The 24,918-nt window shown below is 62.5% G+C and carries 25 protein-coding genes; 15 read left to right on the forward strand and 10 right to left on the reverse strand.

Annotated features, from left to right (window positions below):
• The first annotated feature begins 455 nt into the window (after positions 1-455).
• Positions 456-1,046 carry a rhodanese-like domain-containing protein gene (locus ACP15S_RS03975; protein WP_425038279.1) on the forward strand — a complete coding sequence of 197 codons (591 nt, stop codon included), beginning with the start codon at positions 456-458 and terminating at the stop codon, positions 1,044-1,046.
• Between the two features lie 135 nt (positions 1,047-1,181).
• On the opposite strand, the gene ACP15S_RS03980 is transcribed toward ACP15S_RS03975, so the two are convergent.
• Together ACP15S_RS03980 and pepN are read right to left on the reverse strand one after the other, a co-directional pair.
• Positions 1,182-1,622 carry a hypothetical protein gene (locus tag ACP15S_RS03980; RefSeq protein ID WP_425038280.1) on the reverse strand — a complete coding sequence of 147 codons (441 nt, stop codon included), beginning with the start codon at positions 1,620-1,622 and terminating at the stop codon, positions 1,182-1,184.
• A 3-nt stretch (positions 1,623-1,625) separates the two neighbouring features.
• Positions 1,626-4,193 (reverse strand): aminopeptidase N, encoded by a 2,568-nt coding sequence (pepN, locus tag ACP15S_RS03985; RefSeq protein ID WP_425038281.1) that lies wholly within the window; start codon positions 4,191-4,193, stop codon positions 1,626-1,628.
• Between the two features lie 278 nt (positions 4,194-4,471).
• On the opposite strand from pepN, the gene ACP15S_RS03990 reads away from it, so the two are divergent.
• The 6 genes from ACP15S_RS03990 to ACP15S_RS04015 all read left to right on the forward strand — a co-directional run bounded on the left by ACP15S_RS03990 (position 4,472) and on the right by ACP15S_RS04015 (position 10,664).
• On the forward strand, positions 4,472-5,107 hold the full coding sequence (locus ACP15S_RS03990; protein WP_425038282.1) for a VPLPA-CTERM sorting domain-containing protein: 636 nt from the start codon (positions 4,472-4,474) through the stop codon (positions 5,105-5,107).
• A gap of 38 nt (positions 5,108-5,145) precedes the next feature.
• The gene (locus ACP15S_RS03995; RefSeq protein WP_425038283.1) at positions 5,146-6,657 is read left to right on the forward strand and encodes an FAD-binding domain-containing protein; all 1,512 of its coding nucleotides are present in this window, start codon (positions 5,146-5,148) and stop codon (positions 6,655-6,657) included.
• Between the two features lie 62 nt (positions 6,658-6,719).
• Positions 6,720-6,860 (forward strand): DUF2256 domain-containing protein, encoded by a 141-nt coding sequence (locus ACP15S_RS04000; RefSeq protein ID WP_425038284.1) that lies wholly within the window; start codon positions 6,720-6,722, stop codon positions 6,858-6,860.
• 153 nt (positions 6,861-7,013) lie between these two features.
• Positions 7,014-9,155, forward strand: coding sequence for a malate synthase G (locus tag ACP15S_RS04005; RefSeq protein ID WP_425038285.1), 2,142 nt, complete (start codon positions 7,014-7,016; stop codon positions 9,153-9,155).
• A 123-nt stretch (positions 9,156-9,278) separates the two neighbouring features.
• Positions 9,279-10,049: a gamma-glutamyl-gamma-aminobutyrate hydrolase family protein gene (locus ACP15S_RS04010; RefSeq protein ID WP_425038286.1), complete on the forward strand. Its 771-nt coding sequence runs from the start codon at positions 9,279-9,281 to the stop codon at positions 10,047-10,049.
• 3 nt (positions 10,050-10,052) lie between these two features.
• Entirely contained in the window at positions 10,053-10,664 is a 612-nt protein-coding gene (locus ACP15S_RS04015; RefSeq protein ID WP_425038287.1) for an exonuclease, read from the forward strand.
• A gap of 6 nt (positions 10,665-10,670) precedes the next feature.
• Here the strand turns inward: ACP15S_RS04015 and purD are convergent, their stop codons facing one another.
• Positions 10,671-11,933 (reverse strand): phosphoribosylamine--glycine ligase, encoded by a 1,263-nt coding sequence (purD, locus tag ACP15S_RS04020; protein WP_425038288.1) that lies wholly within the window; start codon positions 11,931-11,933, stop codon positions 10,671-10,673.
• Positions 11,934-12,248: 315 nt separating this feature from the next.
• Here purD and xseA point away from each other — a divergent pair, with 315 nt between their 5' ends.
• The 6 genes from xseA (at position 12,249) to ACP15S_RS04050 (ending at position 18,083) form a co-directional block, all read left to right on the forward strand.
• Positions 12,249-13,790 carry an exodeoxyribonuclease VII large subunit gene (gene xseA, locus ACP15S_RS04025; protein WP_425038289.1) on the forward strand — a complete coding sequence of 514 codons (1,542 nt, stop codon included), beginning with the start codon at positions 12,249-12,251 and terminating at the stop codon, positions 13,788-13,790.
• A gap of 3 nt (positions 13,791-13,793) precedes the next feature.
• Complete coding sequence (locus tag ACP15S_RS04030) at positions 13,794-14,222, forward strand: VOC family protein (RefSeq protein WP_425038290.1); 429 nt, start codon at positions 13,794-13,796, stop codon at positions 14,220-14,222.
• Between the two features lie 10 nt (positions 14,223-14,232).
• Positions 14,233-14,841, forward strand: a complete 609-nt coding sequence (locus tag ACP15S_RS04035; protein ID WP_425039648.1) for a hypothetical protein — start codon at positions 14,233-14,235, stop codon at positions 14,839-14,841.
• Between the two features lie 167 nt (positions 14,842-15,008).
• Positions 15,009-16,100 carry a LysM peptidoglycan-binding domain-containing protein gene (locus ACP15S_RS04040; RefSeq protein WP_425038291.1) on the forward strand — a complete coding sequence of 364 codons (1,092 nt, stop codon included), beginning with the start codon at positions 15,009-15,011 and terminating at the stop codon, positions 16,098-16,100.
• Between the two features lie 3 nt (positions 16,101-16,103).
• Positions 16,104-17,141 carry an ABC transporter substrate-binding protein gene (locus ACP15S_RS04045; protein ID WP_425038292.1) on the forward strand — a complete coding sequence of 346 codons (1,038 nt, stop codon included), beginning with the start codon at positions 16,104-16,106 and terminating at the stop codon, positions 17,139-17,141.
• A 228-nt stretch (positions 17,142-17,369) separates the two neighbouring features.
• Positions 17,370-18,083 (forward strand): alpha/beta fold hydrolase, encoded by a 714-nt coding sequence (locus tag ACP15S_RS04050; RefSeq protein WP_425038293.1) that lies wholly within the window; start codon positions 17,370-17,372, stop codon positions 18,081-18,083.
• Here the strand turns inward: ACP15S_RS04050 and ACP15S_RS04055 are convergent.
• Positions 18,080-18,613, reverse strand: a complete 534-nt coding sequence (locus ACP15S_RS04055) for a glutathione peroxidase (RefSeq protein ID WP_425038294.1) — start codon at positions 18,611-18,613, stop codon at positions 18,080-18,082. The genes ACP15S_RS04050 and ACP15S_RS04055 overlap by 4 nt on opposite strands.
• A gap of 109 nt (positions 18,614-18,722) precedes the next feature.
• Between ACP15S_RS04055 and ACP15S_RS04060 the strand changes: the two genes are divergently transcribed.
• Entirely contained in the window at positions 18,723-18,992 is a 270-nt protein-coding gene (locus tag ACP15S_RS04060; RefSeq protein ID WP_425038295.1) for a DksA/TraR family C4-type zinc finger protein, read from the forward strand.
• Between the two features lie 3 nt (positions 18,993-18,995).
• On the opposite strand, the gene ACP15S_RS04065 is transcribed toward ACP15S_RS04060, so the two are convergent.
• The gene (locus tag ACP15S_RS04065) at positions 18,996-19,211 is read right to left on the reverse strand and encodes a helix-turn-helix domain-containing protein (RefSeq protein ID WP_425038296.1); all 216 of its coding nucleotides are present in this window, start codon (positions 19,209-19,211) and stop codon (positions 18,996-18,998) included.
• Positions 19,212-19,229: 18 nt separating this feature from the next.
• On the reverse strand, positions 19,230-19,787 hold the full coding sequence (locus ACP15S_RS04070; protein WP_425038297.1) for a DUF2975 domain-containing protein: 558 nt from the start codon (positions 19,785-19,787) through the stop codon (positions 19,230-19,232).
• Positions 19,788-19,891: 104 nt separating this feature from the next.
• On the opposite strand from ACP15S_RS04070, the gene ACP15S_RS04075 reads away from it, so the two are divergent.
• Complete coding sequence (locus tag ACP15S_RS04075) at positions 19,892-20,485, forward strand: outer membrane protein (RefSeq protein WP_425038298.1); 594 nt, start codon at positions 19,892-19,894, stop codon at positions 20,483-20,485.
• 81 nt (positions 20,486-20,566) lie between these two features.
• On the opposite strand, the gene ACP15S_RS04080 is transcribed toward ACP15S_RS04075, so the two are convergent.
• The 4 genes from ACP15S_RS04080 to ACP15S_RS04095 form a co-directional block, all read right to left on the reverse strand.
• Positions 20,567-20,932 carry a YigZ family protein gene (locus tag ACP15S_RS04080; protein ID WP_425038299.1) on the reverse strand — a complete coding sequence of 122 codons (366 nt, stop codon included), beginning with the start codon at positions 20,930-20,932 and terminating at the stop codon, positions 20,567-20,569.
• A 122-nt stretch (positions 20,933-21,054) separates the two neighbouring features.
• The gene (locus ACP15S_RS04085; RefSeq protein WP_425038300.1) at positions 21,055-21,624 is read right to left on the reverse strand and encodes a histidine phosphatase family protein; all 570 of its coding nucleotides are present in this window, start codon (positions 21,622-21,624) and stop codon (positions 21,055-21,057) included.
• Between the two features lie 3 nt (positions 21,625-21,627).
• A complete protein-coding gene (locus ACP15S_RS04090) occupies positions 21,628-22,692 on the reverse strand; it encodes an ABC transporter ATP-binding protein (RefSeq protein WP_425038301.1) in 1,065 nt (354 codons plus the stop codon).
• Positions 22,693-22,704: 12 nt separating this feature from the next.
• A complete protein-coding gene (locus ACP15S_RS04095; protein WP_425038302.1) occupies positions 22,705-24,918 on the reverse strand; it encodes an ABC transporter permease in 2,214 nt (737 codons plus the stop codon).

Raw genomic sequence — 24,918 nt, forward strand, 5'->3', positions numbered from 1 at the left:
TTACTCTGGTGCAATTTGGCGCATGCCGGGCCGGATGCAAGCAAGCACAGGTGATTATCGCCGGGTTGTGAGCGCAGCCAACACGCCCCGCAGCCCCTCGGCATCGATCCCGTCATTGCGGGTCAGATGCGCGTGGTCTGCCCGTATGAGATCATGCACGCGGGCTTGCGCAGCCCTGCTGCGATGGTGTCGTCCGCCAAGGCAGGCCCGGCGAGATATGGTAGAGTGCCGTGACGATCCGGTCGGCACCGGCCTGACGAATATCGCTCGGGGAATGCTGTCATCGGGCCCAAACCATCGCCATGTCTGTTGTGTTCTGTCCTCCCAAAAAGCGCGTGAGGCACTGGTGTGACATCGCACAGCAGGCCGTCAATAGCGAGAGCCCGGGGGCATGCACGAGGTTGTGACGTTTGGATGGGTTGTCAGCATGCGCTGGAGCGGGAGAGACTGACCCCATGTTCGCTATGCGCCTCCTTTGTCTCTGCACCCTCGTCGCGCTGCTCGCGTCGCCAGAGCGCGCGGGAGCGGAGAGTTACGTCTCCATGCAGGAACGCCGCCCGGATCTCTTTGATACCGAAACAGGCTACCGGATCGCACGGCAACGCGCGCCGACACCGCAGGACATTCCCGCCCCTGTGACCCGCATCATGATTGATGAGGTCGTGGCGCTGCAGGGGCAGGGCGCGCTGTTGCTCGATGTGTTTGGCGCACAAAGCGCGCGCTATGATGAGCTGGACGGGACATGGCTCGTGTCCAAAGTTCACGAGAGCCTGCCCGGCGCGCTGTGGCTGCCCGAAGTGGGCCGCGGGCGGTTGACGGAGGAGATGCAGGCCTATCTCGCGCGCAACCTTGAGGCGCATCTGAGCGACGGGCGTGGGGTGATCGTCTTTTGTGTCGCGGATTGCTGGATGAGCTGGAACGCCGCGCAGAGGATCGCCGCGATGGGCTATGGCGCGGTCTATTGGTTTCGCGAAGGGATCAGCGGCTGGCTGGATGCAGGCTGGACGCTTGAGCCTGCCGAGCCTGTGCCGGTTGGCGTGGAGTAAGACTGTCAAGGTTACGTATCACTGACGGAGCATTGGCAAGTGCCGCCCCGTGGGGGCGGTCTGGCGTTGCCGGACTGGGCCGCGCAGTGTGCAGCGCGACCTTGCCGTGATCCGCAGCGCGCGCCTCGCGATTGTCTAAGACAAAAGCGAAAAGTGATGATGCTCATGGGCGAGCCCCGCCTGATCCAGCGCAGCCTTCAGGCGTGCGGCGCGGGGCAGGCATTCATAGGGCAGGCGGATCTTGCGCCCGTTGTGCAGAACAATCGACATGCGCAGCGAGAAATCGAGCCGTGTGTCGAGGCGCACCTTGCCAATCTCGTTGCGCGCCACCTCTCCGCTGCGTCGCCCAGACCCCCAGCGCACATGGGTCTTGTCGATCTCGAGATAGGCCGTGGCGCCGCGCACAAGCTCCCAGATGGCAGGCAGCGAAAACGTCAGCAAGGCCAGCGCAATCCAGATATTCAGCTCAATGGCCCAGAGCCCCAGAAGCACAAGCCCCCACCACAGACCCAACACCAGAAAGGCGCGCGGGCCCCGCGCGGAGGCCTCAAAACGCCATGGTTTGTCCGCGCCCATGGATCAGTCGCCCAGAATGCGCGTGACCATCTCATTGGTGTCGCGCGAGAGGCCAGAGGTGCCCGCGATCCGCTCCAGAGCCGCGCGGGCCTCGCCTTGGCGCGTCGCATCATAGCGCCGCCATGTCTGAAAGAGCGTGCACATCCGGGCGGTGGTCTGTGGGTTCTTCGCGTCCAGCTGAATGAGCCAATCCGCGAGGAAGTGATAGCCTGAGCCATCGGCCCGGTGGAACCCGGCATGGTGGCCCCCGAATGTGCCCAGCGTGGCGCGGAACCGGTTGGGGTTGGTCATGGTGAAGTCCTTATGGGCCGTGAGCGCCCGGGCCACATCCACGGCCCGCTCCGGCGCGGCCATGCCCACCTGCAGGCCAAACCATTTGTCGATGACCAGACGATCATCCTGCCATTGCTCATAAAACGCCGCCAGCTGCGCCTCGCCCTTGCCAATTTGCACAAGCCGAGACAGGGCCGCGATTTGCAGTGTCATGTTGTCGGCATCCGCGAATTGCCGGGCCGCGAGGGCGCCGCCATCCAACCGGGTTGTCAGCCCCAACGCCGCATTGGCCATCTCGCGTTTGCCCGCGGATTTCGCATCGGGCGAGAAGGGGCCGGAGACCTGATTTTCCGCGTAAAGTCGTGGCAATTCGTCCTGCATCCGTTCGGCGAGGCGCTGACGCAAGGTTTCGCACGCGCCGTGGATCGCGTCGGGATCAGGCGTGTGCCCGGCTTCAAAGAGCGCCGCCGCCAGCTCGCTTTCCCCGGGCAGGGACATGACCTGCACGCGAAAGCTTGGATCAAGGCTGCGATCTGTGAGCACCGTCACAATGCCCTCGATCAGCGGGCCATCCTCCGTGCTTTCCCCGCGTGCCATGGACATCAAGACATCGCGCATCAGGCTGCGGCCCGCGTCCCAGCGGGCGAAGGGATCTGTGTCATGGGCCAGAAGGAAGGCGTTCTCCGCTGGGCTGACGTCGCGCTCAAGGATCACAGGCGCTGAGAAATCCCGCAAGATCGAGGGGACCGGTTTGGCCCCCAACCCCTCAAAGGTGAAGCTCTGGGTGGCCTCGGTCATCTCCAGAAGCGTTGTGGGCACGACCTCATCCCCATTGGGGGACAAGAGCCCCACCGCGATGGGAATGACCTTGGGATCCTTTTTGTCCTGCCCGGGCGTTGGCTTGGTCTCTTGCGTGAAGGTCAGCGTGTAGGTGCCCTCTGCAAATGTCTCGGCGACACTGAGGCGGGGCGTTCCGCTTTGGGAATACCAGAGCTTGAATTGGCTGAGATCACGGCCCGTGCTCTCCTCAAAGACGGCAATCCAGTCTTCGATGGTGCAGGCCTGCCCGTCATGGCGTGTGAAGTAGAGCTCCAGCGCCTTGTAATAGGCCGCATCCCCCACCAGCCGCTTGAGCATGGCAATGACTTCCGCGCCTTTCTCATAGACGGTGGCAGTGTAGAAGTTGTTGATCTCCTGAAAGCTCTCGGGCCGCACGGGATGCGACAGCGGGCCGTTGTCCTCGGGGAATTGCCGCCCACGCAGCTCCATCGCATCGTCGATCCTTTTGACGGCCGCCGAGCGCATATCAGAGGTGAACTGCGCATCACGAAAGACGGTGAGCCCCTCCTTCAGACACAGCTGGAACCAGTCGCGACAGGTGATCCGGTTGCCCGTCCAGTTGTGGAAATATTCATGGGCGATGATCGCCTCGATCCGCTCGTAATTGGCGTCTGTCGAGGTATCGGGCGAGGCCAGCACGCAAGAGGAGTTGAAGATATTGAGCCCCTTGTTCTCCATCGCGCCCATGTTGAAATCATCAACGGCCACGATGTTGAAGATGTCGAGATCGTATTCGCGCCCGTAGACCTCCTCATCCCAGCGCATCGAGGCCTTGAGCGCCTCCATGCCAAAACCGCATTTGTGCAGATCGCCGTCGCGCACCCAGATGTTGAGTTCGACATCGCGGCCCGAGGCGGTTGTGAAGCGGTCGGGGTGGTTGACCAGCTCCCCGGCGACCAGCGCGAAGAGATACGCGGGCTTGGGCCAGGGGTCATGCCATTCGGCAAAGCCAGCAGCGACTTCTCCCTTGTTGCCGTTTGACAGGAGCACCGGCAGGTCGCTCTCAATGCGCACGGTAAAGACGGACATGACATCCGGTCGATCGGGGTAAAAGGTGATCTTGCGAAAGCCCTCGGCCTCGCATTGCGTGCAATACATGCCGTTGGACATGTAGAGCCCCTCCAGCGCGGTGTTGGTTTCGGGGCTGATCTCAACCTCGGCCTCCCAGATGAAGGGCTGATCGGGGGCGGCGACGCTCAGGCCCTTGTCGGTGACATCAGGCGTCACCTCCTGCCCATCAATCCTGGCCCATTTGAGATCCAGCTCTTCGCCATGCAGCTCCAGCGTCGCGCCGTGGCCCTTGGGCGCAAAAGCGATGCGGGAGATGACGCGGGTGGCGCGCGGCTCCAGACGGAATGTCAGATGCACGCTCTCAACCGTGAAGGGGAAGGGCGTGTAGTCCTTGAGATAAATCGTCTCCGGGGCGGCGGGGGTGGCATCCTTGAGGGCGAGGGCCATGGCGGTCTCCTGACTGGTGGCACCGCAGCGCACAGCGCGCGCCCGGCGATTTGACCTAGAGTTACGGCATTGCGCGGCAGGAACAAGGGGCGCGGCTGCAAAGGGCCGCAGCGCAGGGGGCATGGCGCCATGCGGCGGGTTGCGAGATTTTCCCCTGTGATTGTCGCCAGCGGGGAAATACTCTGTATCAAGGCAATACTGTGGCATTGGGCTGGCGTGACTATGCAACCGCAGCAAACATGCGCTATGTTCACACAGAATTAACTGTGGAGTTACCGATGAAAACCTTTTTTGGCGCCGCCGCCGCGCTGGCCCTTATGTCTTCCGCCGCGCTTGCCGCGCCTGTCAGTGTCGAAACCTATGACATGGTGAACGGGACCACTGGCTCGTTCAACTACTGGGATGACACCTATGACGGCACAGGCGACAACACGACCGACAATGCGCTGCTCTCCGGTGGGACCGGCGATCTGACAGACGGCATCATCGCGGATGCCAACTGGAACAGCGTCGAAGGCCCGCTCGGTCCGAATGGTCCCTATGTTGGCTGGACGATCGATCCGATCATCACGTTCAATTTCGCCTCCGACGTTGATTTCACCTCGGCCACCTTCCACTTCGATGATTCTGAAGTCGGCGGTGTGGATTCGCCGACTGGCCTGAATATCAACGGTGTTGATTTTGCGATTGCCGATCCCCTGACGACAGATCCTTTCGCTGTTACAGTGATGCTCGATGCCATCGCGCCGACAGATCAGCTGGTTGTCGAGATTTTCCGCCGCTCGTCCTGGATCTTCCTGAGCGAAGTCACGTTTGATGGTTCGACAACAGCGCCGGTTCCGCTGCCTGCGGGCGGTATGCTGCTGCTGACAGCGCTGGGCGGCATGGCCGTCGCGCGTCGCCGTAAAGGCTAAATCTTTGACCTTGGCGCAGGGCCGATTAGCTCTGCGCCATGGCAACGCTTCTATGGTTCAAACGTGATCTCAGGCTGGCGGACAATCCGGCCCTGACCCATGCTCTGGCATTGGGCGGCCCTGTTGCCTGTGTCTACATCACCGAACCCGAGCTTTGGGCGCAGCCCGACATGTCCGCACGCCACTGGCTGTTTCTGCGGGCCTCCCTTCAAGACCTGAACAATGATCTCCAAAGCCGTCTGATCTTTCGGACGGGAGATGCTGTGCAGGTTTTGGAGGATCTCAGATGCGCGCTTGGTGTGACGCAATTGGTCAGCCATGAAGAGACCGGCAACCTGTGGACCTTTGCCCGTGATCGCCGCGTCGCGGCCTGGGCGCGGGGGCAAGGGGTCACATGGCGCGAATTGCCTCAATGCGGCGTCGTGCGGCGCTTGCCTACGCGTGATCGGTGGGCGGCCACCCGGGATGGCTTCATGCGCCAGCCTCTATCTCCGGTGCCGACGTTCACACCTCTGAGCGCCCCAAGTGATCCGCTCCCCGAGGCGGCCGAGCTGGGCCTTGCGCCCGATGGGTTGCAAGACGTGCAACCGGGCGGGCGGCGCGCCGCGCTGAGCACGCTTGGCGGTTTCCTGAGCGCACGCGGTCGGACCTATCGCAAGGATATGTCCTCGCCGCTGCAAGGCGCCTCCGCCTGTTCCCGCCTCTCGCCCCATTTGGCCTACGGCACGCTCTCGGTGCGTGAAGCCGTGCAAGCCTGTGCGGCCCGACAGCAGGAGGTCAAGGGAACGCGCGATGGCTGGACAGGCTCCCTCAAGAGCTTCCAATCCCGCCTCGCGTGGCGCGACCACTTTATGCAAAAGCTCGAAGATGCCCCCCGCATCGAAACCCATTGCCTGCATCCCGCCTATGAGGATATCCGTCAGGATGACCCCACCAAACGCAGGGCCTGGGAGCGCGGCGAAACGGGGCTACCGTTCATCGATGCCTGCATGCGCTCGCTTATCGCGACGGGATGGCTCAACTTTCGCATGCGTTCGATGCTGATGTCCTTTGCTTCCTATCACCTTTGGCTGGATTGGCGCGCCACCGGGCCGCATCTGGCCCGCATGTTTACCGATTACGAGCCGGGCATCCATTGGTCACAGGTCCAGATGCAATCCAATACAACGGGGATCAACACGCCCCGCATCTACAATCCGATCAAGCAAGGCCATGATCAGGACCCCACCGGCGCCTTCACGCGGGCCTGGCTGCCTGAATTGGCCGCCGTGCCCAATGCCCATCTGCAAGAACCCTGGAGCTGGGGGCAGGCCGCCACGCTGCGCTATCCCGCGCCCATCGTGGATGTGCCAACGGCTGGGAAGCGCGCACGCGAGATGATCTTTGGCGTGCGCCGGGGACCGGATTTCCGGGAAACAGCCGAACACATCGTTGAAAAACACGCCTCCCGCAAGGACCGCGCCCGCCGGTTTGTCCGCGATCCCTTGCCCAAACGCACGAGCTCGGCGCGCAAAAAGCCCGATGACCGCCAACTCAAGCTGGACCTTTGAAGGTCTCGAATATTCCTCTTCATCTTGCCCGATAAACTCCCCCCGGAGGGTCGATCTGCCCCATGCCCAAAGGCATCAAGAAACAGAACCTGCCGCAAAAGACCTGCGCCACCTGTGGCAAGCCGTTCACCTGGCGCAAGAAGTGGGCGAAGGTCTGGGACGAGGTGCGCTATTGCTCCGAGCGCTGCCGCCGCGCGCGCTGAGTGGCCCGCGCCCGGACAGGCCCTGCCGGTTCTTCTGAATAATTTGAAACAGACATCTGTCTGATTGGTCAAATCTTCAAACCAAGCCTGTTGCCGATAGGAAACTCCCGCGCTACATGCATACGACTGTATGCAAAGCGGGGACACAAAACCATGACCGAACGCGTTGAAAGGGCAGGCCTGCAGGTCGCTCAGGAACTGGCGGAGTTCATCGAAACGCAGGCGTTGCCGGGCACCGGCGTTGAGGCCAAAACCTTCTGGGAGGGTTTCTCGGGCCTGATCCACGAAGAAGGGCCCCGCAACGCCGCCTTGCTCGAACATCGCGCCGCGCTGCAAAGCCAGATCGCGCAGTGGCACAAGTCCCGCGCCAATCAGCCCCATGATGCCAAGGCCTACAAATCCTTCCTCGAAGAGATCGGCTACCTTCTGCCCGAAGGCGACGCGTTTGAGATCGAGACGTCCAATGTCGATCCCGAAATCGCCCATGTGCCCGGGCCGCAGCTGGTTGTGCCTATCACAAATGCCCGCTTCGCGCTCAACGCCGCAAACGCGCGCTGGGGCTCGCTCTATGATGCGTTCTACGGCACCGATGCCATGGGCGTGCGCCCGCCCAAAGGCGGCTATGATCGGGGCCATGGGGCGCGGGTCGTGGCCCGTGCGCGGGTCTTCCTCGATGAGGCCTTCCCCATCACCGGCACCTCCCATGCCGATGCGCAGCGCTACTACGTGCATGAAGGCGCGCTCCTGATCGATGATCAGCCCCTCGCGGATCCGGCGAAATTCGTGGGCTACCGGGGCCATCCCAAAGCGCCCGAGGCGGTGCTTCTGGTCAACAACGGTCTGCATGTCGAGCTGGTCTTTGACCGGACACATCCGATTGGCGCGCGCGATCAGGCGGGGCTCGCCGATGTCTTCATGGAAAGCGCACTGACCGCGATCATGGATTGCGAAGACAGCGTCGCCTGCGTCGATGCCGAGGACAAGGTGCTGGCCTACAGCAATTGGCTGGGGCTGATGAAGGGCGATCTGAACACGCAATTCGAGAAAGGCGGCCAGACGCTCACCCGCGCGCTGAACCCTGATCGGGTCTATACAGCGCCTGATGGCTCCGAGATCACGCGAAAGGGCCGCGCGCTTTTGTGGGTGCGCAATGTGGGCCACTTGATGACAAATCCCGCCATTCTCGACCGGGACGGCAACGAGGTCTTTGAGGGGCTGATGGACGGCGCCATCACCACGTTGATTGCGATGCATGATCTGAAAGCTCAGGGCGGCAATTCGGAGCGCGGCTCGGTCTATGTGGTGAAGCCCAAGATGCACGGGCCCGACGAAGTGGCCTTTACCGATGCCTGTTTCAGCCGGATCGAGGGCTTTCTGGGCCTGCCTGCCAATACCGTCAAGCTTGGCATCATGGACGAGGAACGGCGCACTTCGGTCAATCTCAAGGAATGCATCCGCGCCGCCAAATCGCGCGTGGCCTTCATCAACACAGGCTTTCTGGATCGGACGGGCGATGAAATTCATACCTCCATGGAGGCCGGGCCGTTCAGCCGCAAGGATTTCATCAAGCGCAAGGCCTGGATCGGCGGCTATGAGAACCGCAATGTCGATATCGGCCTCGAATGCGGCCTGATGGGGCGTGCCCAGATTGGCAAAGGCATGTGGGCCATGCCCGATGCCATGGCCGCGATGCTGGAGCAAAAGATCGAACATCCCAAGGCGGGCGCCAACTGCGCCTGGGTGCCCAGCCCGACGGCGGCAACGCTGCACGCCCTGCATTACCACAAGGTCGATGTGATCTCGGTGCAGGAAAAGATGCGCGCGGGCGGGCGCCGCGCCCATGTGGAGACGCTGCTCGATATCCCGCTGGCCTCCTATCAGATGTGGTCAAAGGATCAGGTCCTGCGCGAAGTCGAGAACAATGCGCAGGGCATTCTGGGCTATGTGGTGCGCTGGATCGATCAGGGGGTCGGCTGTTCCAAAGTGCCCGACATCAATGATGTGGGCCTGATGGAAGACCGTGCGACCTGCCGCATCTCGGCGCAGCATATCGCCAATTGGCTGCATCACGGGGTGGTCAGCGCGGACGAGGTGCGCGGCGCGATGGAGAAAATGGCGAAGGTCGTGGACGCGCAGAATGCGGGCGATCCGCTCTATCGCCCCATGGCGCCCGGGTTTGATGGCATTGCCTATCAGGCCGCGTGTGATCTGGTCTTCAAAGGTGCCGAGCAGCCGTCGGGCTATACCGAACCTGTTCTGCACGCGCGGCGCCTGGAGCTGAAAGCGGCTGGCTAAGCCACATCGCTGGCGAGGGCGGGGGATACCCCGCCCTTTGGTCATGTGGAAACCAGAGGTCTTCTCGCCTTTGGCTTTTCTTTAGGGCGCCATGGGATTATCTCTGAAGCAAAGGAGAGCACCATGGCGCGCCCGATTGTTGGCATTATCGGCAATGCATATCTGATCAATGACCAATATCCCGCCCATGCGGGCGGGACGATGAATTCCGAAGCCGTGGCCGAGGTCTCGGGCGCGATGCCCTTGTTGATCCCCTCCGATCCCCGGTTTGTTTCGGTAGAAGAGCTTCTGGAGACCTGCGATGGCTTTTTGTTCACTGGAGGGCGGCCCAATGTGCACCCGGAGGAATACGGTGAGGATGCAACCGAGGCCCATGGCGAGTTTGACCGGGCCCGCGATGCGATTACCCTGCCGCTGATCCGCGCGCTTGTTGAGCGGGGTCAGCCGTTTCTCGGCGTGTGTCGCGGGTTTCAGGAGGTCGCCGTGGCCTTCGGCAGCACCTTGCATCCCGAAATCCGGGATCTGCCGGGACGCATGAACCACCGCATGCCCCCCGATGGCACTTTGGAAGAGAAGTTTGAGCTGCGCCATACCGTGTCCTTCACGCAGGGCGGCGTGTTTCATGAGTTGATGGGCGCACAAGAGGTCCTGACCAACACCTTGCACGGGCAGGGCATCAAGACGCCGGGCACCCGCGTGCAGATCGACGGGTGGGCGCCCGATGGTACGCCGGAGGCGATCTACATCGCAGATGCGCCGGGGTTCACGCTCTCGGTGCAATGGCACCCGGAGTGGAATGCGGCCAATGACCCGGTGTCGCGCCCGCTCTTTACGGCCTTTGGGGATGCGGTCCGACAATGGGCGGCGCGCCCCGCGTTGCAAAAGAGCGCCTGAGCCATGAGCGCGCGTCAGGCCATTTTCTTCGATTGCGAGTTTCTGGTCAGCCCCGGTGCGCCGCAGCGGTTCTGGTGTGGCCCGGAGGATCCTGATCCACAGGTGGTGCAAATCGGGGCCGTTGCGCTCTCGCTGGAACCGCCCTTTGAGATCGGGGAGCGCTTGGATCTGCGCATCAGGCCGCATGATCGGGCAGGCCAATTCGTGCCGCCTGAGCCGATATTCACGCAGCTGACGGGGTTGAGCGACGCGGATCTGCGCGCCGGATTGCCTTTGGCGGAGGCCTTGAGACAGTTTGAGACGTTTTGCCAAGGCGCCCGTGTCTGGTCATGGGGCAAGGATGAGTTGAACCTCATGGCCATCACCTGTTGGCTGGCGGATGTGGCGGCGCCGATGCGGCCGGAGCGGTTTGGCAATGCCGCGGCGCTCGTGCAAAAGGCGGGGCAACCGATTGACGTCATTCATAAAACGCGCAGCAATGCCTTGCCGGAGCTCTTTGGTCTGAGTGTCGAGGGTGCCCGCGCCCATGACGCGGTCAGCGATGCGCTCAGTGTCGCGGTGCCTGTGCAGCATTTGTTGCGAGAAGGCCTGCTGGAGCCGGTTGATCTGCACTAGCCAACATCAGAGCGCGCGCCAGCCTATGTCACGGCGGTAGAACCCCTCCGGCCAATCGATCTCGCTCAGCATCGCCTCACATCGCTGCTTGGCATCCGCAAGGCTCGCGCCGCGCGCTGTGACGTTGAGAACGCGGCCACCAGTGGCAATGACCTTGCCGTCTTTGGTGCCCGTGCCCGCGTGAAACACCTGATGGAAGCTGTCAGCGGTGAGCGCGTCCAGCCCATTGATCACACTGCCTTTTTCGTAAGACCCCGGGTAGCCCTTGGCGGCCATGACAACGGTCATGGCGTGATCGTCGGCCCAGGAGATCCGGTGTTCCGCCAGACGCCCCTCTGCGGCGGCTTGCAGCGCATCGAGGACCTGCGCGCCGAGCCGCATCATCAGCACCTGACATTCGGGATCTCCGAAGCGGACATTGTACTCAACCAGCCGCGCGCGGCCGTTCTCGATCATGAGCCCCGCGTAGAGAACGCCCTGATAAGGCGTGCCGCGCCGTGCCATCTCTGCGAGCGTCGGGCGAATGATCTCCGCCATGACCTGATCCTGCAGCGCCTGCGTCAGGATGGGCGCGGGGGAATAGGCGCCCATGCCGCCCGTGTTGGGGCCACTATCACCTTCGCCGACGCGCTTGTGGTCTTGTGCGGTGCCCATGGGCAGGGCCTCTTCGCCGTCGCACAGAACGAAGAAGGAGGCTTCTTCGCCCGACATGAATTCCTCGATGACAACCTCTGCGCCCGCCGTGCCAAAGGTGCCGCCGAACATGTCGTCAATGGCAGCCAGGGCCGTCGCCTCATCCATGGCCACGATCACGCCTTTGCCCGCTGCCAGACCATCGGCCTTGATCACGATGGGCGCGCCCTGCGCTTCGACATAGGCCCTGGCGGCATGGGCATCAGAAAAATGGGCATAGGCGGCGGTGGGCGCGCCTGCGGCGTCGCAGATCTCCTTTGTGAAGCGCTTGGAGGCTTCGAGCTCCGCTGCGGCAGCCGAGGGACCAAAGACGGAGATGCCTGTGTCGCGCAGCGCATCTGCCACGCCTGCGGCGAGGGGCGCTTCGGGGCCGATGATCACGAAATCAATGGCTTCTTCCTCGCAAAGACGCAGCACGGCGCCGCTGCTGTCGGGGTCAATGGCGGCGCATTCCGCGATCGCGGTCATCCCCGCATTGCCGGGCGCCACGATCAGCTTGTCGCATTTCGGGTTCTGATGCACGGCCCAGGCGAGGCTGTGTTCGCGCCCACCGCTGCCCAAGATGAGAATATTCATGATCTGTCTCCTGTGGCAGGCGGCCGGGGGCGCTGCCCCCGGACCCCCGGAGTTTTTCTGGCAAGATGAAGAAGCGTGGTATCGCTCATGTTGTGCGCGGTTTAGGCTTTGGGAGCTGTGAGAGCAAGCGGGCTGGCGCAATCGTTCAAGCGATGCGGGCGGCGGGCTTCGGACAATGCAGGGGAGCGTCTTGATGCTGTTGGCCATGATTGTTGCGTCACGGCTTGTGGGTGCTCGGGGAGGCGTGTTCTATAGGACCCAACGCGCGCATTGGTTTGCGCCGCAGGTGCGCGCAGGGGCGGAGGAGACCAAGCGATGGACATTCTCGATGAGGACAGCCCGGGCCGCAATGTGCCTGAATTTTCGGTGGGTGAGATTGCGGGGGTCGTCAAGCGGCTGATTGAAGGCGAGTTGGGCTATGTCCGGGTGCGCGGCGAAGTGGGCCGTGTGGTGCGCGCGCGCTCGGGCCATCTGTATTTTGACCTCAAGGATGAACGCAATGTCCTCTCTGCCATGACCTGGAAGGGGCAGGTTGCGGGGCTCGATGTCATTCCAGAGGAAGGCATGGAGGTCATCGCCGAGGGCAAGATGACGGCCAGCGGCTTTCAGTCCAAGTTCTCGCTCAATGCCGTGCGCGTGCGCGTTGCGGGCGAGGGCGCGCTCATGGCAATGCTGGAGAAGCGCAAGAAGGCGCTGGCGGCTGAGGGGCTTTTTGACGATGCGCGCAAGCAGCCTTTGCCTTACCTGCCAGAGGTTATCGGCGTTGTGACCTCGCTTCAGGGCGCTGTTATCCGCGATATTTTGCACCGGCTGCGCGACCGCTTTCCGCGCAAGGTTCTGGTCTGGCCTGTGGCTGTGCAGGGCAGCGCCTGTGCGCCGGAGGTCACGCGCGCGATTGCGGGGTTCAATGCCCTGACCCCGGGCGGCGCGCTGCCCCGGCCGGATCTGCTGATCGTGGCGCGGGGGGGCGGCTCTATTGAAGACCTGTGGGGGTTCAATGAGGAAAGCGTCGCGCGGGCGGCGGCGGCCTCCGAGATCCCGCTGATTTCGGCTGTGGGGCATGAAACGGACACGACGCTGATCGATTTTGTCTCCGACAGGCGCGCGCCCACGCCTACGGCGGCGGCGGAAATGGCTGTGCCTGTGCGGCTGGATCTTCTGGGATGGGTCGATGGCCAGGGCGCGCGTCTGACGACGGCGCTCACGCAGGGTCTCTCCCGGCGGGGCGAGCGCCTGCGCGATCTGTCGCGCGCCTTGCCACGGATCGAGGCGCTTCTGGAAAGCCCACGCCAGCGGCTTGACCGGGTCGCGGATCGTTTGCCCGCCGCGTTGCAAGCGGGCGTGGCCCACAGGCGCGTGGTGCTGGAACGGCAGGCGGGCCGGGCGCAGATCTCGACGCTGAAGCAACGCGTCCAACAAGAAAGCCGCGCGCTTGACAGCTTGTCGGCACGGTTGGCACCCGCTTTGACGCGGGCTGTCGACACCAAGCGCCAGAAGTTGGCGAGCCTGCGCCTCAGCGCGCGGCCTCTCGCACAGGAAACGGCGCGGCAGCGGCGCGATCTGCAACGGCTCTCGCAGCGCTTTGCCGAGGCCGGGGATCGGCAGATGCGTGTTCTGCGCGACAGGTTGGACGCGGTGGACCGGCTGCGGGAGACCTTGAGCTACAAGGCGACGCTGGAGCGTGGCTATGCTGTTGTCCGTGATGGGGCGGGCGGTGTTGTGACCACGAAACAGGCCGCCGAGAGCGCCTCCGGCCTTGAGATCGAGTTCACCGATGGCCGCGTCAAACTGGGCGGTGGCAAGCCTGGCAGCAAATCGTCCAAATCGAAACCACCCGAACAGGGGAGCTTGTTTTAGATCATGCAGCAGAGAATTTCTCTGATCACACTGGGCATGCGCGATGTGGATCGCGCTGCTGCGTTTTACCGCGCCTTGGGCTGGCAGAATGTTGAGACGGAAGACGGCGTGGTGGCCTTTGATCTCATCGGCCAGACCCTGGGCCTTTACCCGCTGGAGAAATTGGCGGAGGACCTTGGCCTGCCGGTGGAGCGGCTGGGCCGCGGGGCGATGACCTTGGGCTACAATGCGCAGGATCGCAGCGGGGTTGACGATGTCATGGCGCGGGCCCGGGCCGCGGGGGCGGAGATTGTGAAAGAGGCGCAGGAGGTCTTTTGGGGCGGGTATCACGGCTATTTCGCCGATCCCGAGGGCCATCTCTGGGAGATCGCCCATAACCCCTTCTCGCCGCTTGGGCCTGATGGCGCGTTTCGCTGGAACGGGTATGCGTAAACCCCAAAGCATGTGGAGCCTTGAGACGCTGGGGCGGATACGGCTGTCGAAATACTTCTACATGCGGGAATTTCTCTATTCCGAGATCGGCAGTTTTCACCGCATTCCCAACATCCCGGAGGACCCAGATCTGGCCATTGCGCGCGGCCGTGCCTTTTGCGAAACGCTGCTGGATCCGCTGGAGGAGACCTTTGGCCGGGTGGCCGTGCGCTCCGGCTATCGCGCGCCGGAATTGAATGCCTTTGGCAATGCCAACAGGTTGAATTGCGCGCGCAATGATTACCCGCTGGAATGCCATATCTGGGACCTTCCGGACACGCCTGTGGCCGGTGCGTCCATTGTGATCCCGTGGTTTGCGGATCAATTCGAGGCGGGTCGGGATTGGCGCGATCTGGCGTGGTGGCTCTACGATCATTTGCCTTTTGCCGAGGCCTGGTTTTTTCCAAAGCTCTGCGCGTTCAACATCGCGTGGCGGCCGGATGCGCCCGCGCAGCGCCGGATTGACAGCTACATTGTGCCGCGCGGCACATTGGTGCGTGACGGCCGCGCTCCGGAGCCCGGGCGCGCCGCGCGCTATGCGGATTTTCCCGCGTTTCGAGGGCTTTCCCTTACGTCTTGATTCTGTGGATAAGTGCATGGTGGTGGTCCTGCTGTGCAACCGCCGGGCGAAAAATCGCTGATTGACAAGGGGTTGCCAGACGCGGTGGTGAGCCGTTGACCCAATGCCTCAAATTATGGTTCTTAAACCTATATCTGGGGGAAACTATGGCATTTAAAACTGCATCTATGGCAGCGGCACTCGCTGCGACCGTATGCGTGGGCCTGACGGGCACCGCATCAGCACAGCAAACCTGCGGGGGCACCTACGTGGTGCAGCGCGGAGATACGCTCTCCGGAATTGCCAACAGGTTGTATGATGACGCGGGCAAATGGACCGCGATCTTCCAAAACAATGCGCGCGCGATCGGCAGCCGTGCCGATCAGATCCGCGTCGGCCAGAGGTTGAACATGGCCTGCATCGACGGGTTGCCGGTGGGTCTGGAGGGCGGCACTGTTGTCGCGACATCGACCCAAAGCGCGGCGCCCCGTGTGGTGCAATCCACTGCGCCCGCCCGGCGGCAGGTCCCGGCGCGCGGCGCGCCGATCAAGATCGTGGCCAGCGACGGCATGCAGCCCTTCGCGGACCGCTTGCATCTGTCCAGCGGTATTATCTCGGATGTCGTCAACCGCTCCTTCGTGAATTCGGCGGATGCACCGGCCCACGAATTTCACTGGATCAATGACCGCGCGGCACATCTGGACCCGATCCTGGCGCAGGGCATGGCGGATGTGTCTTTCCCGTGGGTGAAACCCGATTGCGGGGCGGAGGATACAGCGGCGGAATGCACGGAATTTGTCTATTCTGACCCGATTTTCGAAACGCTCATCCTGCTCTTCAAGTCGAAATCTTCCCCCCATCAGTTCAACGCCATCACCGATCTGGAGGGCAAGCGCCTGTGCCGCCCGCTGGGGCTGCAATTGTCGGCGCTCAACTCGGCCAGTGCTGAGCTTTTGCGCAACAACCGTCTGACGCTGATGCAACCCCGCACAGTGCAGGAATGCTTTGCGCGGCTTGTCAGAGGCGAGACGGATTTTGTCGCCATGAACGAGTTTACGGGCAGGCTGACGCTGACCGACATGGGGCTGCGTGATCAGGTGGAAATCATCGTGACGCGTCCACTTTCCATCGAAACGCTCCATGTTGTGGCACATGTGGACAATCCGCGCGCCGACAGCATCATCGCCGCCTTCAATGACGGTCTGGAGACGATGCGGCGCTCCGGTGAATATGCGCAGGTCATGGACACGCATCTGACATCGATCTGGTCGGGGTTCTGATCCATGCGCGGATTGGTGTCCTTTTGTCTGATGCTCTGCGCCCTCGTGGCATCGTCCGGCGCGGCATTGGCCCAATGCGGCCAGCCCCAGCGCGTGGACGCGGGCGATACTTTGCTCTCGCTGGCCACGGAGGCTTATGGCGATGCGGAACAATGGGCGCTCATCTACTACGCCAATCAGGACGCGCTGGACGCATCGGGGTTTCGTCTGGCGCCCGGCATGACGCTTGTCATTCCCTGTGCGCCGGGGCAGGAACCGGTGGCCGCAGAGGCCACGCCCTTGCAACAGGTGGATGCCGAGCTCACGCTTGTCACAGGGTCCAACTTCGCGCCCTTCACGGATCTGGACTGGCCCGGTCAGGGCATGTTCACCGAGCTTGTGAACGCGGTGTTGGAGATGAGCCCCAGTCCGGTGCCCTATGCGATTGCGTGGGAGAACGACTGGGCGCAGCACCTGACGCCGATCTTGGACGGAAAACAGGCGGATATGGGCTTTCCCTGGGCCAAACCTGATTGCGAGAAGACGCCGGAGAATTATCGCTGTTCACAGTTTCACTTCTCCGACCCGCTTGTGGATGTGCTGATCATGCTGTTCGTGCGGGCGGATGGCGATATGCGCTTTGATCAGGATTCTGACATTTTCGGCAAACGCATTTGCCGCCCGACGGGCTTTTTCACGCATGATCTGGACCGCAAAGGTCGCGAGTGGTTGTCGCAGGGCAAAATCACTTTGCTCCGCGCGGAAAGCCCGCATGCCTGTTTCGAGATGGTCCAGCGGGGCGAGGCGGATGCGGCAAGTGTGAACGTGTTCACGGGCGCCAAGGTGATCGAAGAACTGGGGCTGAGGGGCGAGATTGTACCGCTTGAGCGGCCGGTATCGTCCGAGGGTCTGCACGTCATCATCTCCAAGTCCCATTGGCGCGGCACGACGCATTTGTTCCGCATCAACGCAGGCCTGCGCGCGCTGCGCGCCTCGGCACGCTATGATGAGATCGTGGCGCGGCATCTGGGTATTTTCTGGGATCAGATCCGCACGAATTAAGCCTGTGCGCCGCCGCGCAGCGCTTCTCCAGTGGGACATTTCGCCGATCCAAGGGCTTTGCATTTGCAGCCCCTGGAGCGAATGACTAAAGCAAAGAGGATCGTGTCATGTCTGGACCAGCTCTGGCGTGGCACCCATGGCGCGTGGGCGTTGGGCAACCGGCGAGATGAGTTGTATCGAGGAATGTTGAGTGAACCGGACTGACGCCACCAATCGAGAGACAGCCTGATGGCGCTTGATCCTTTGCTATTGCTGCCGCCGGAAGGCGCGGATGCGCGGTTCTGGGCCCCTGCGATGACGGGGCTTGGCATGGAGCGTATGGTCATGGTTGCGCCGGTCCATCTGGGCGACCGGATTGAAGAAATGGCATCCGAGATCGTGACGTCTGCGCCGCCGAAATTTGCGCTTTGCGGTGCCGGTCTTGGCGGGATGGTTGCGATGGAAGTCATGCGGCGCGCGCCCGAGCGCGTCTCGCGGCTGGCCTTGCTGGACACCTCGCCCCATGCCGGCACACCCGATGAGGCGGCGGATCGTGAAGCGCTTGTGATCAAGGTCAAGACAGGCCAGCTGATGCCCAGTTTCGAGGGAGAGCTGCGCGCGGCGGGTCTGGCACCTGTGCCGCAAGCCGCCGAAGTTATGGCCTTGGCGCTCGATATGGTCGATCACATCGGGCCGGATTGCTACGCGCGGCAAATGCGCTGCCTGATGCGCCGCAAAGACCAACAGGCGACACTGCGCCGGATCAAGTGCCCGGTCATGGTGGCTTGCGGGAGCGGCAATCTGCGCTATCCCGTGAAACGGCACCAATCCATGGCGGAGCTGATCCCCTATGCGGAGCTTGAGGTGATCGAAGGCGCCGGACATCTGGCGCCGCTGGAACAGCCCGAGGCCGTTATTACCATGCTGCGGCGCTGGCAATCACAGCCTCTGGTGCTGCGCTAGGAGCCTGCGAGCGCGCTCTCGACCGCGCGGGTCAGGGTCCGGGAAAGCGGGCGCGTGCCAGAGCCATAGGTGGCCAGAAGGGTGCCGTCGCGGCCAATCAGAACCTTGTTGAAATTCCAGCGCGGGGCGAAGCCATGGGTTTCGCGCAGCCAGGCGTAGAGGGGATGAGCCTCCCGGCCAAGCACGGGCGTGATCCCCGTCATCGGCAGATCGAGGCCGAAATTCACCTCGCAGAATTCCTTGACCTCCGCGTCTGATGCCAGCTCCTGATTGAAATCGTCAGAGGGCACCGTCAGCACAACGAGCCCTTGCGCGTCATAGCGATCAGACAGCGCCTGCAACCCCTCATATTGCCCGGTGAACCCGCAACGCGAGGCTGTGTTCACGATCAAGATCGGCTGGCCTGCATAATCGCTGAGCACGATCTCGCCGCCATCGATATTGTCGAACTGAAAGCGCTCAAGCGGGGCGGGCGGGCTCGCCCAAAGGGGCAGCGCGATGAGGGTCAGAAGGGCTACGAGCCGTTTCATTGCAAAACTCCATAAGCGTTTGGAGGTCAGATAGAGCCGCCGTTGCATCTGACCAGTTGGCGCGCCGCGCGCGGCGGGTTAGGCTTGAACCGAGCACAGGAGGATACCCATGGCCGGAGGATGGGCCCGCGACGGCGCGGTGAACGAACAGATCGAGGCCTCGGTCAATGACGAGTTGGCACGGCTGAAAGCGCGGCGCGCGCCGGTGGGCGAGAGCCTGAGCCATTGCGCGGAATGCGAGGAGCCAATCCCCGAGCGGCGGCGGACAGCGATCCCCGGCGTGAAGCTCTGCATCGAGTGTCAGCAGGAACGCGACGGGGCCTACAAGGCGCGCGGCGGCATCAACCGGCGTGGCTCGAAAGACAGCCAGCTCAAATAGCCGTCATCCCGTCTCATCGGGCACAAATTCGAGAATATCACCCGGCTGGCAGTCCAATGCTTCGCAGATTTTCTCCAGCGTCTCGAAGCGCACCCCCCGGACCTTGCCCGATTTGAGCAGGGAGACATTCTGTTCGGTAATGCCGACGATCTGCGCAAGCTCTTTCGAGCGCATCTTGCGCCGGGCCAGCATGACATCGAGTGTAACTATGATGGGCATGGGGCCTCAGACTCCGGGTCAGACAAAACTCTCATTCTCGCGCGCCAGACGCAAGGCCTCCGCCATGGCCAGAGACGCCGCCACGATGATCAAACCGACCACAATCGCATAGGCATCTGTATCGCTGAAGCCCACGGACACACGGCGCGCTCCGGCCTCGTTCGCAAAGGTGAAAATCGCCACTGCGATGGTTTGGCCCAGGATCGAGACGGGCGCCATCGCAAAGAGACACCAGCCAATGCGCCGCAGTCGGGAGACGGTCTCTTCGGTGAAAACCTGGCCTCGCCCGAACAGGGCAAAAAGCCCCAGCGCCGTCCATAAGATCACGCCGCCCAGGATATCGGTCAGGGAGTGAATGCCCGCGATGATCCAGAGTTTGGCGCTGTTGCGCGGCCCCAGCACGTCACTGACCTCATATTCCTCTCCGAGGTAGGCCCAGCTCGCATCAGGCTGCGCCACCAGCGAGATCACGGCGTAGCTCAGGACGCCAACGAGAATCAAAAGCGCACCAATGACGCAGATGCGGCCCCAGCGAGCGATCCGCGCCAGACGGTTATGATCATGTGATTCAGGCATGTGCAGCTCCAATCATAATACCTCTTGCAAAAATTATCGTAAAACAATAACTCATGCAAGTGTAAGGGCAACCCTTCGCAACTAAACGATAAGTGGAATGCAAAATGCAATACAGATTGGGACTTTTGGCCTTGGCCATTGCCGTGGGATTTGTCTCGCGGGGTGAGGCGCAGGAAAGATTTGACGGGTATTACGCCGGGCTCTCGTTGAATGCGGCCCGCGCAACCGCTGAGGCGGGCGGGCTGGATGCGGAGCAGCGCAGCAGCACACTGGGGATTTACGGTGGTCTGACACGGGTCCAACCGGGCGGGTTTGCCTGGGGCGCAGAGCTTGGGCTGACGGGCTTTTCCGGTGAAGGCACGCTACGTGATGGCCGGGAGCGTGGTGATCATGAAAGCGGTGGGATCCTGAGCGCCAAGGGCCGACTGGGGTATGCCACCGAGCAGCTCTTCGTCTTTGGCACTTTGGGCCTGTCGGCGACCAATGGCGGGCTCATGGATGACAAGGACGACACCAATATCACGATTTCGCCGATGATCGGGCTCGGTGCTGAATTCGCCGTGACGGAGGATTGGTCCGTACGGCTGGATGCGACGCGACACAACTTCAGCGGGCCGCGCTATGATTTTGGCGCCGGCAAGGAACGTGTCGATGCGCATGTGGATGTGATCAGCTTCGGCATTTCCCGGAAATTCTGACCCTTTACCCTCGCCAATCCCCCTCACGGAGCTTGGCCACTCAGGGCGCATGTTTTCGGACGTGCGCCCCTTTTTTCTGGGTCAGTCGCCCTGCTGCACGGCATCGAGATAGGCGCGCACGCAGCTTTGCACGTGGCGAAAGCGGTCTCCGCCCAGATGCTTGCCACCGTACCACCGCGTCACGACGACGAGATGGTTTTGGGCGCCTTCGCGCTCCAGCATGCGCAAAATCACATTGCCTGCGCCGCTTTCGCCATCATCCGCCTTCACCCCGCCCGAAGGCAACAAGAGACCCCATGTGTTATGGGTGGCCTTGGCGAATTTCTTATTGCGTTTGAGCGCCTTGAGAAGCGTCTTGGCATCTGCTTCCGACGCGCAGGGAGCGCCGGAGACCGCGTATTTCGAGCCGCGGTCGGTCAGCACATGATCGATGATATGCAGGGCCATGGCTCTGCTTTAACGCATGCGAGGTCGCGGGTGCAAACCCAAGCTGTGCCGCGCGCGGGGGGTATGCCGCCGGGACCTGGAACCCACTGCCGCGCGATCACTTCGGTGCCTCTTCCAAGGCATCAGGCCATTTTGCGCCAACCGCTTTCCGGACGCAGCGTTTCGAGGTCAGCGCGCCAGTAATGGCCCTGTGAGGGCTGATCGTGGCAGCGGTCAATCGGGCTGTCTGAGAGGTGGCACCACAAGAGCGTGCCCACGGCCCCATGGGTTGAGAGCACCAGATCGCCCGTGCTTTTGTGGCTCGCCAAAATGTCGTGCAGCGCGCTGACAATGCGGGACTGGGCGGCCACAGCCGTTTCCCAGCCGCGCAAGCTCTCGGTGGGCCGGGCAAAGAATTGATCGGCAGCGGCTTCGAACTCGGGAGGCGGAAGAAAGCCCGTCGCGCTGCGGTCATTCTCGCTGAGACGCGGATCTACGGCGACGTCGAGCCCTTGGCGCGCGGCGAGGATCTTGGCAGTGGTCAGAGCCTTGCGCTCCGCGCTGGACCAGATCTGGCGCGCGTCAGCCATCACCGGGCTCTCGGCAAAGCGCGCGGCGCGGGCGCGGCCTTCGGGGCGCAGGTCCCACTCCGGGATGGGCAGGCCCGCATCGACGATTACCTCGGGATGCGAGACGACGATCAGGAACGCCATGGCCTAGCCGCCGGGCAGGAGCACCGGGCCGCGCTCAGTGAAGGACATCTTGACGGCAGTGCCCGGCTCCAGCGGATTGTCCACGTCATCCTGCACCGCAAAGACCTGCCCGAACGCGCCTTTGAGCGTGTATTCCATGCGCACGCCCACATAGGTGGCCTTGGCAATCTCGGCATCAATGCCTCTCTCCTGACCGATCAGAACGCGCGAGGGGCGCACGGCCAGCGTCGCCGGCCCGGGGGGCAGATCGCGGGCGGGGAGTTGGTGTGTGTGGCCTTCTATGTCGATGGTGGCCGTCTCGCCGTCGACTTGCGTGATCTGGCAATCGATGAGGTTCGCCTCGCCGATGAAATCCGCCACAAAGCGGTCAATCGGTGCGTCATAGAGTTGGCGCGGCGTGCCGATCTGGGCGATGGCGGCGTTGCGCATCACGACGATCTCGTCGGAGACGGCCAGCGCTTCTTCCTGATCGTGGGTCACATAGACAACGGTCAGGCCGAGGTCCTGCTGGATGGCGCGGATATCCTCGCGCACCTGACGGCGCAGCTTGGCATCGAGGTTCGACAGAGGCTCGTCAAAGAGCAACACCTGCGGCTCCAGCACAAGCGCGCGGGCCACGGCGACGCGTTGCTGTTGCCCTCCTGAGAGCTCGGAGGGCAGGCGGGCGTCGAATCCTTTGAGACCCACGAGATCGAGCCCCTGCAGCGCCCGCGCGCGGGCCTCGTCCTTGCCAAAGCCCGAAAAGGTCAGCCCATACATCACGTTTTCCAGAACGCTCATATGCGGAAAGAGCGCGTAGGATTGGAAGACCATTGAAACGTCACGATCCGTCGCGGGCAGGGTGGTCACGTCACGCTCGCCGATCAGGATGCGGCCAGAAGTGGCCATCTCCAGCCCGGCAATCATGCGCAGCGTCGTGGTCTTGCCGCAGCCCGAGGGGCCCAGCAGCGTCACGAGTTTGCCCGCCTCGACGTGCAGGTCAATCGTGTCCACTGCCACGACATCCTTGCCGAAGCGTTTGGAGACCTGCTCGAAGCGCACCGGGGCGGCTTTGGATTGGATGCTCATCTTGGGCTTACCTCAAACATTGGTGCGCGATTGCGTCATGCGACGGCCGATCTTCGTGCGCCCGACCAGAAGCTGCATGGCGCCCACAACGGCCAGCATGACGAAGATCAGCGTGGTGGAATAAGCGATGGCGAGGCCATAGTCGTTATTCTCGACGCGTCCGATGATGTAGCTCGTGGCCATGTCGTACTCGGCGGAGACGAGGAAGATCACCGCAGAGATCGCCGTCATGGCGCGCACGAAGCTGTAGACCAGAGCGGCGAGGATGGCCGGGCGCAGCAGCGGCAGGATGATGCGCCGGAAGGTCTGCCATGAGTTTGCGCCCAGCGTCAGCGAGGACTCGTCCAGCGATTTGTCGAGCTGGCTCATGGAGGCAATGCCCGCGCGCACGCCTACGGGCATGTTGCGGAAGATAAAGCTCACCACAAGGATTGCGCCGGTCCCGGTGATCTCGATGGGCGGCACGTTGAAGGCGAGGATGTAGCTCACGCCGATGACCGTGCCGGGGATGGCGAAAGACAGCATCGTGCCAAATTCGAAGGAATTCTTACCCGCAAAGCTCTGACGCGTCAGCAGATAGGCCGTCACGAGGCCCACGGCGGCGGTCAGCGGGGCGGCGATGGCGGCGATGGTGATCGTGGTCCAGAAACTATCCCATGCAGCACCCGTCCAACGGATACCTTCCTCCTCGAAACGCACAGAAAAGGCGGTGATGTAATGCTTGAAGGTCAGCGAATTGTTGACGCCCCAGAGCTCGACCATGGAGCCGTAGATGATCATGCCATAAACCACGGCGGTGAAAATCGCCCATGCGATGGCAATGGCGAGGACCGGGATCGCCAGCCCGTTGGGCATCAGCGGATGCACGCCCGCATCGCCTTTGCCCGAGACGGTGGTGTAGCTCTTTTTGCCGAGCCAGGCGCGCTGGGCATAAAACGCAGACAGCGTGAAAAACAGCAGCACCATGGCCAGCACTGCCGCGCGGCTCTGGTCATATTGCGCGCCGACGATGGCGAAGAAGATCTCCGTTGAGAGCACGTCGAAATTCCCGCCCAGCACGAGCGGATTGCCGAAATCGGCCATGCTCTCGATGAAGCCCAGCAGGAAGGCATTGGCCAGACCCGGGCGCATCAGCGGCAGGGAGACCGTGCGGAAGGTCTGCCACCTGTTGGCGCGCAGGGTTTGCGCGGCTTCCTCCATGGAGGGCGAGACGCCTTCGACCACGCCAATGAGCACGAGGAAGGCGATGGGGGTAAAGGCCAGAGTCTGCGCGATGAGCACGCCGGGCATGCCGTAGAGCCAGCGCGTTGGCTGGACGCCGAAGAGCTCGGCGAAAAAGACCGTGACGGAGCCCGAGAGGCCGAAAAGCAGGATCAGCGCGAGGCCAATCACGAAAGGCGGCGTGATGATCGGCAGGACCGTGAGAGCGCGCATCGCGCGTTTGTAGCGAAAGCCGGAGCGGGTCACGACGAGGGCGAAACACAAGCCCAGCACAGTTGTGATCAGGCCCACGAGCACTGCGAGGAACAGCGAATTCCACGCCGCACCACAGCGCGCGCCCCACAAACAGCCCAGGCCCCAGAGCCTGTCATCGAAAAACTTCGAGGCAAAGACGGAGAGCGAATAAGCGCCATCCTCGGTGACGAAGGCGGCAAAGAGCATCTTGGCGATGGGGAAGAAAACGAAGATCGTCACGATCGCGATGACCCCGCCGATGGCGCTGACCACAAAGATATCGCCATTGATCGCCCCGCGCGCAGCGATCCCTTGGGTCAGCAGGAACAGGAAGGCCGAGGCGCAGATCATCCCGCCGTAGCCCATGCCAAACTGCCGATCGCCCAGATCGCCGAAGAGCGCCTCCAGCCACTCGAAATTGTAGCCTCGAATGCCGATGCCAAAGCCCTGCGCCATGAGCCAGCCAAAGCCAAGCGCGCCCGATAGGATCAGGAGGCGCGCATAGAGCGGATCGGATTTCGGCCGCCTGAGCGCCAGAAGCGGCAAGACCAGCGGCACAAGGAGCGGCGCAAGCCAGAGCTTTTCAGCCTGTGCGATAAGGAAGAGGGCAGGGGCGTAGTCTTCGTCAAAGGGATAGCCGTCAAACAGCCATTCGAAGGACCACAGCCCATCCTCCACCATATACCACGGCAGAAGGGCATAGCCGACCCACCCGGCAATGATCCAGAAGATCAAAACCGGAGGGGTCTTTTTTGATGTTGTATCGTTCAC

This window comes from Primorskyibacter sp. S187A (assembly GCF_049800955.1).
GTDB lineage: Bacteria > Pseudomonadota > Alphaproteobacteria > Rhodobacterales > Rhodobacteraceae > JAKVBH01.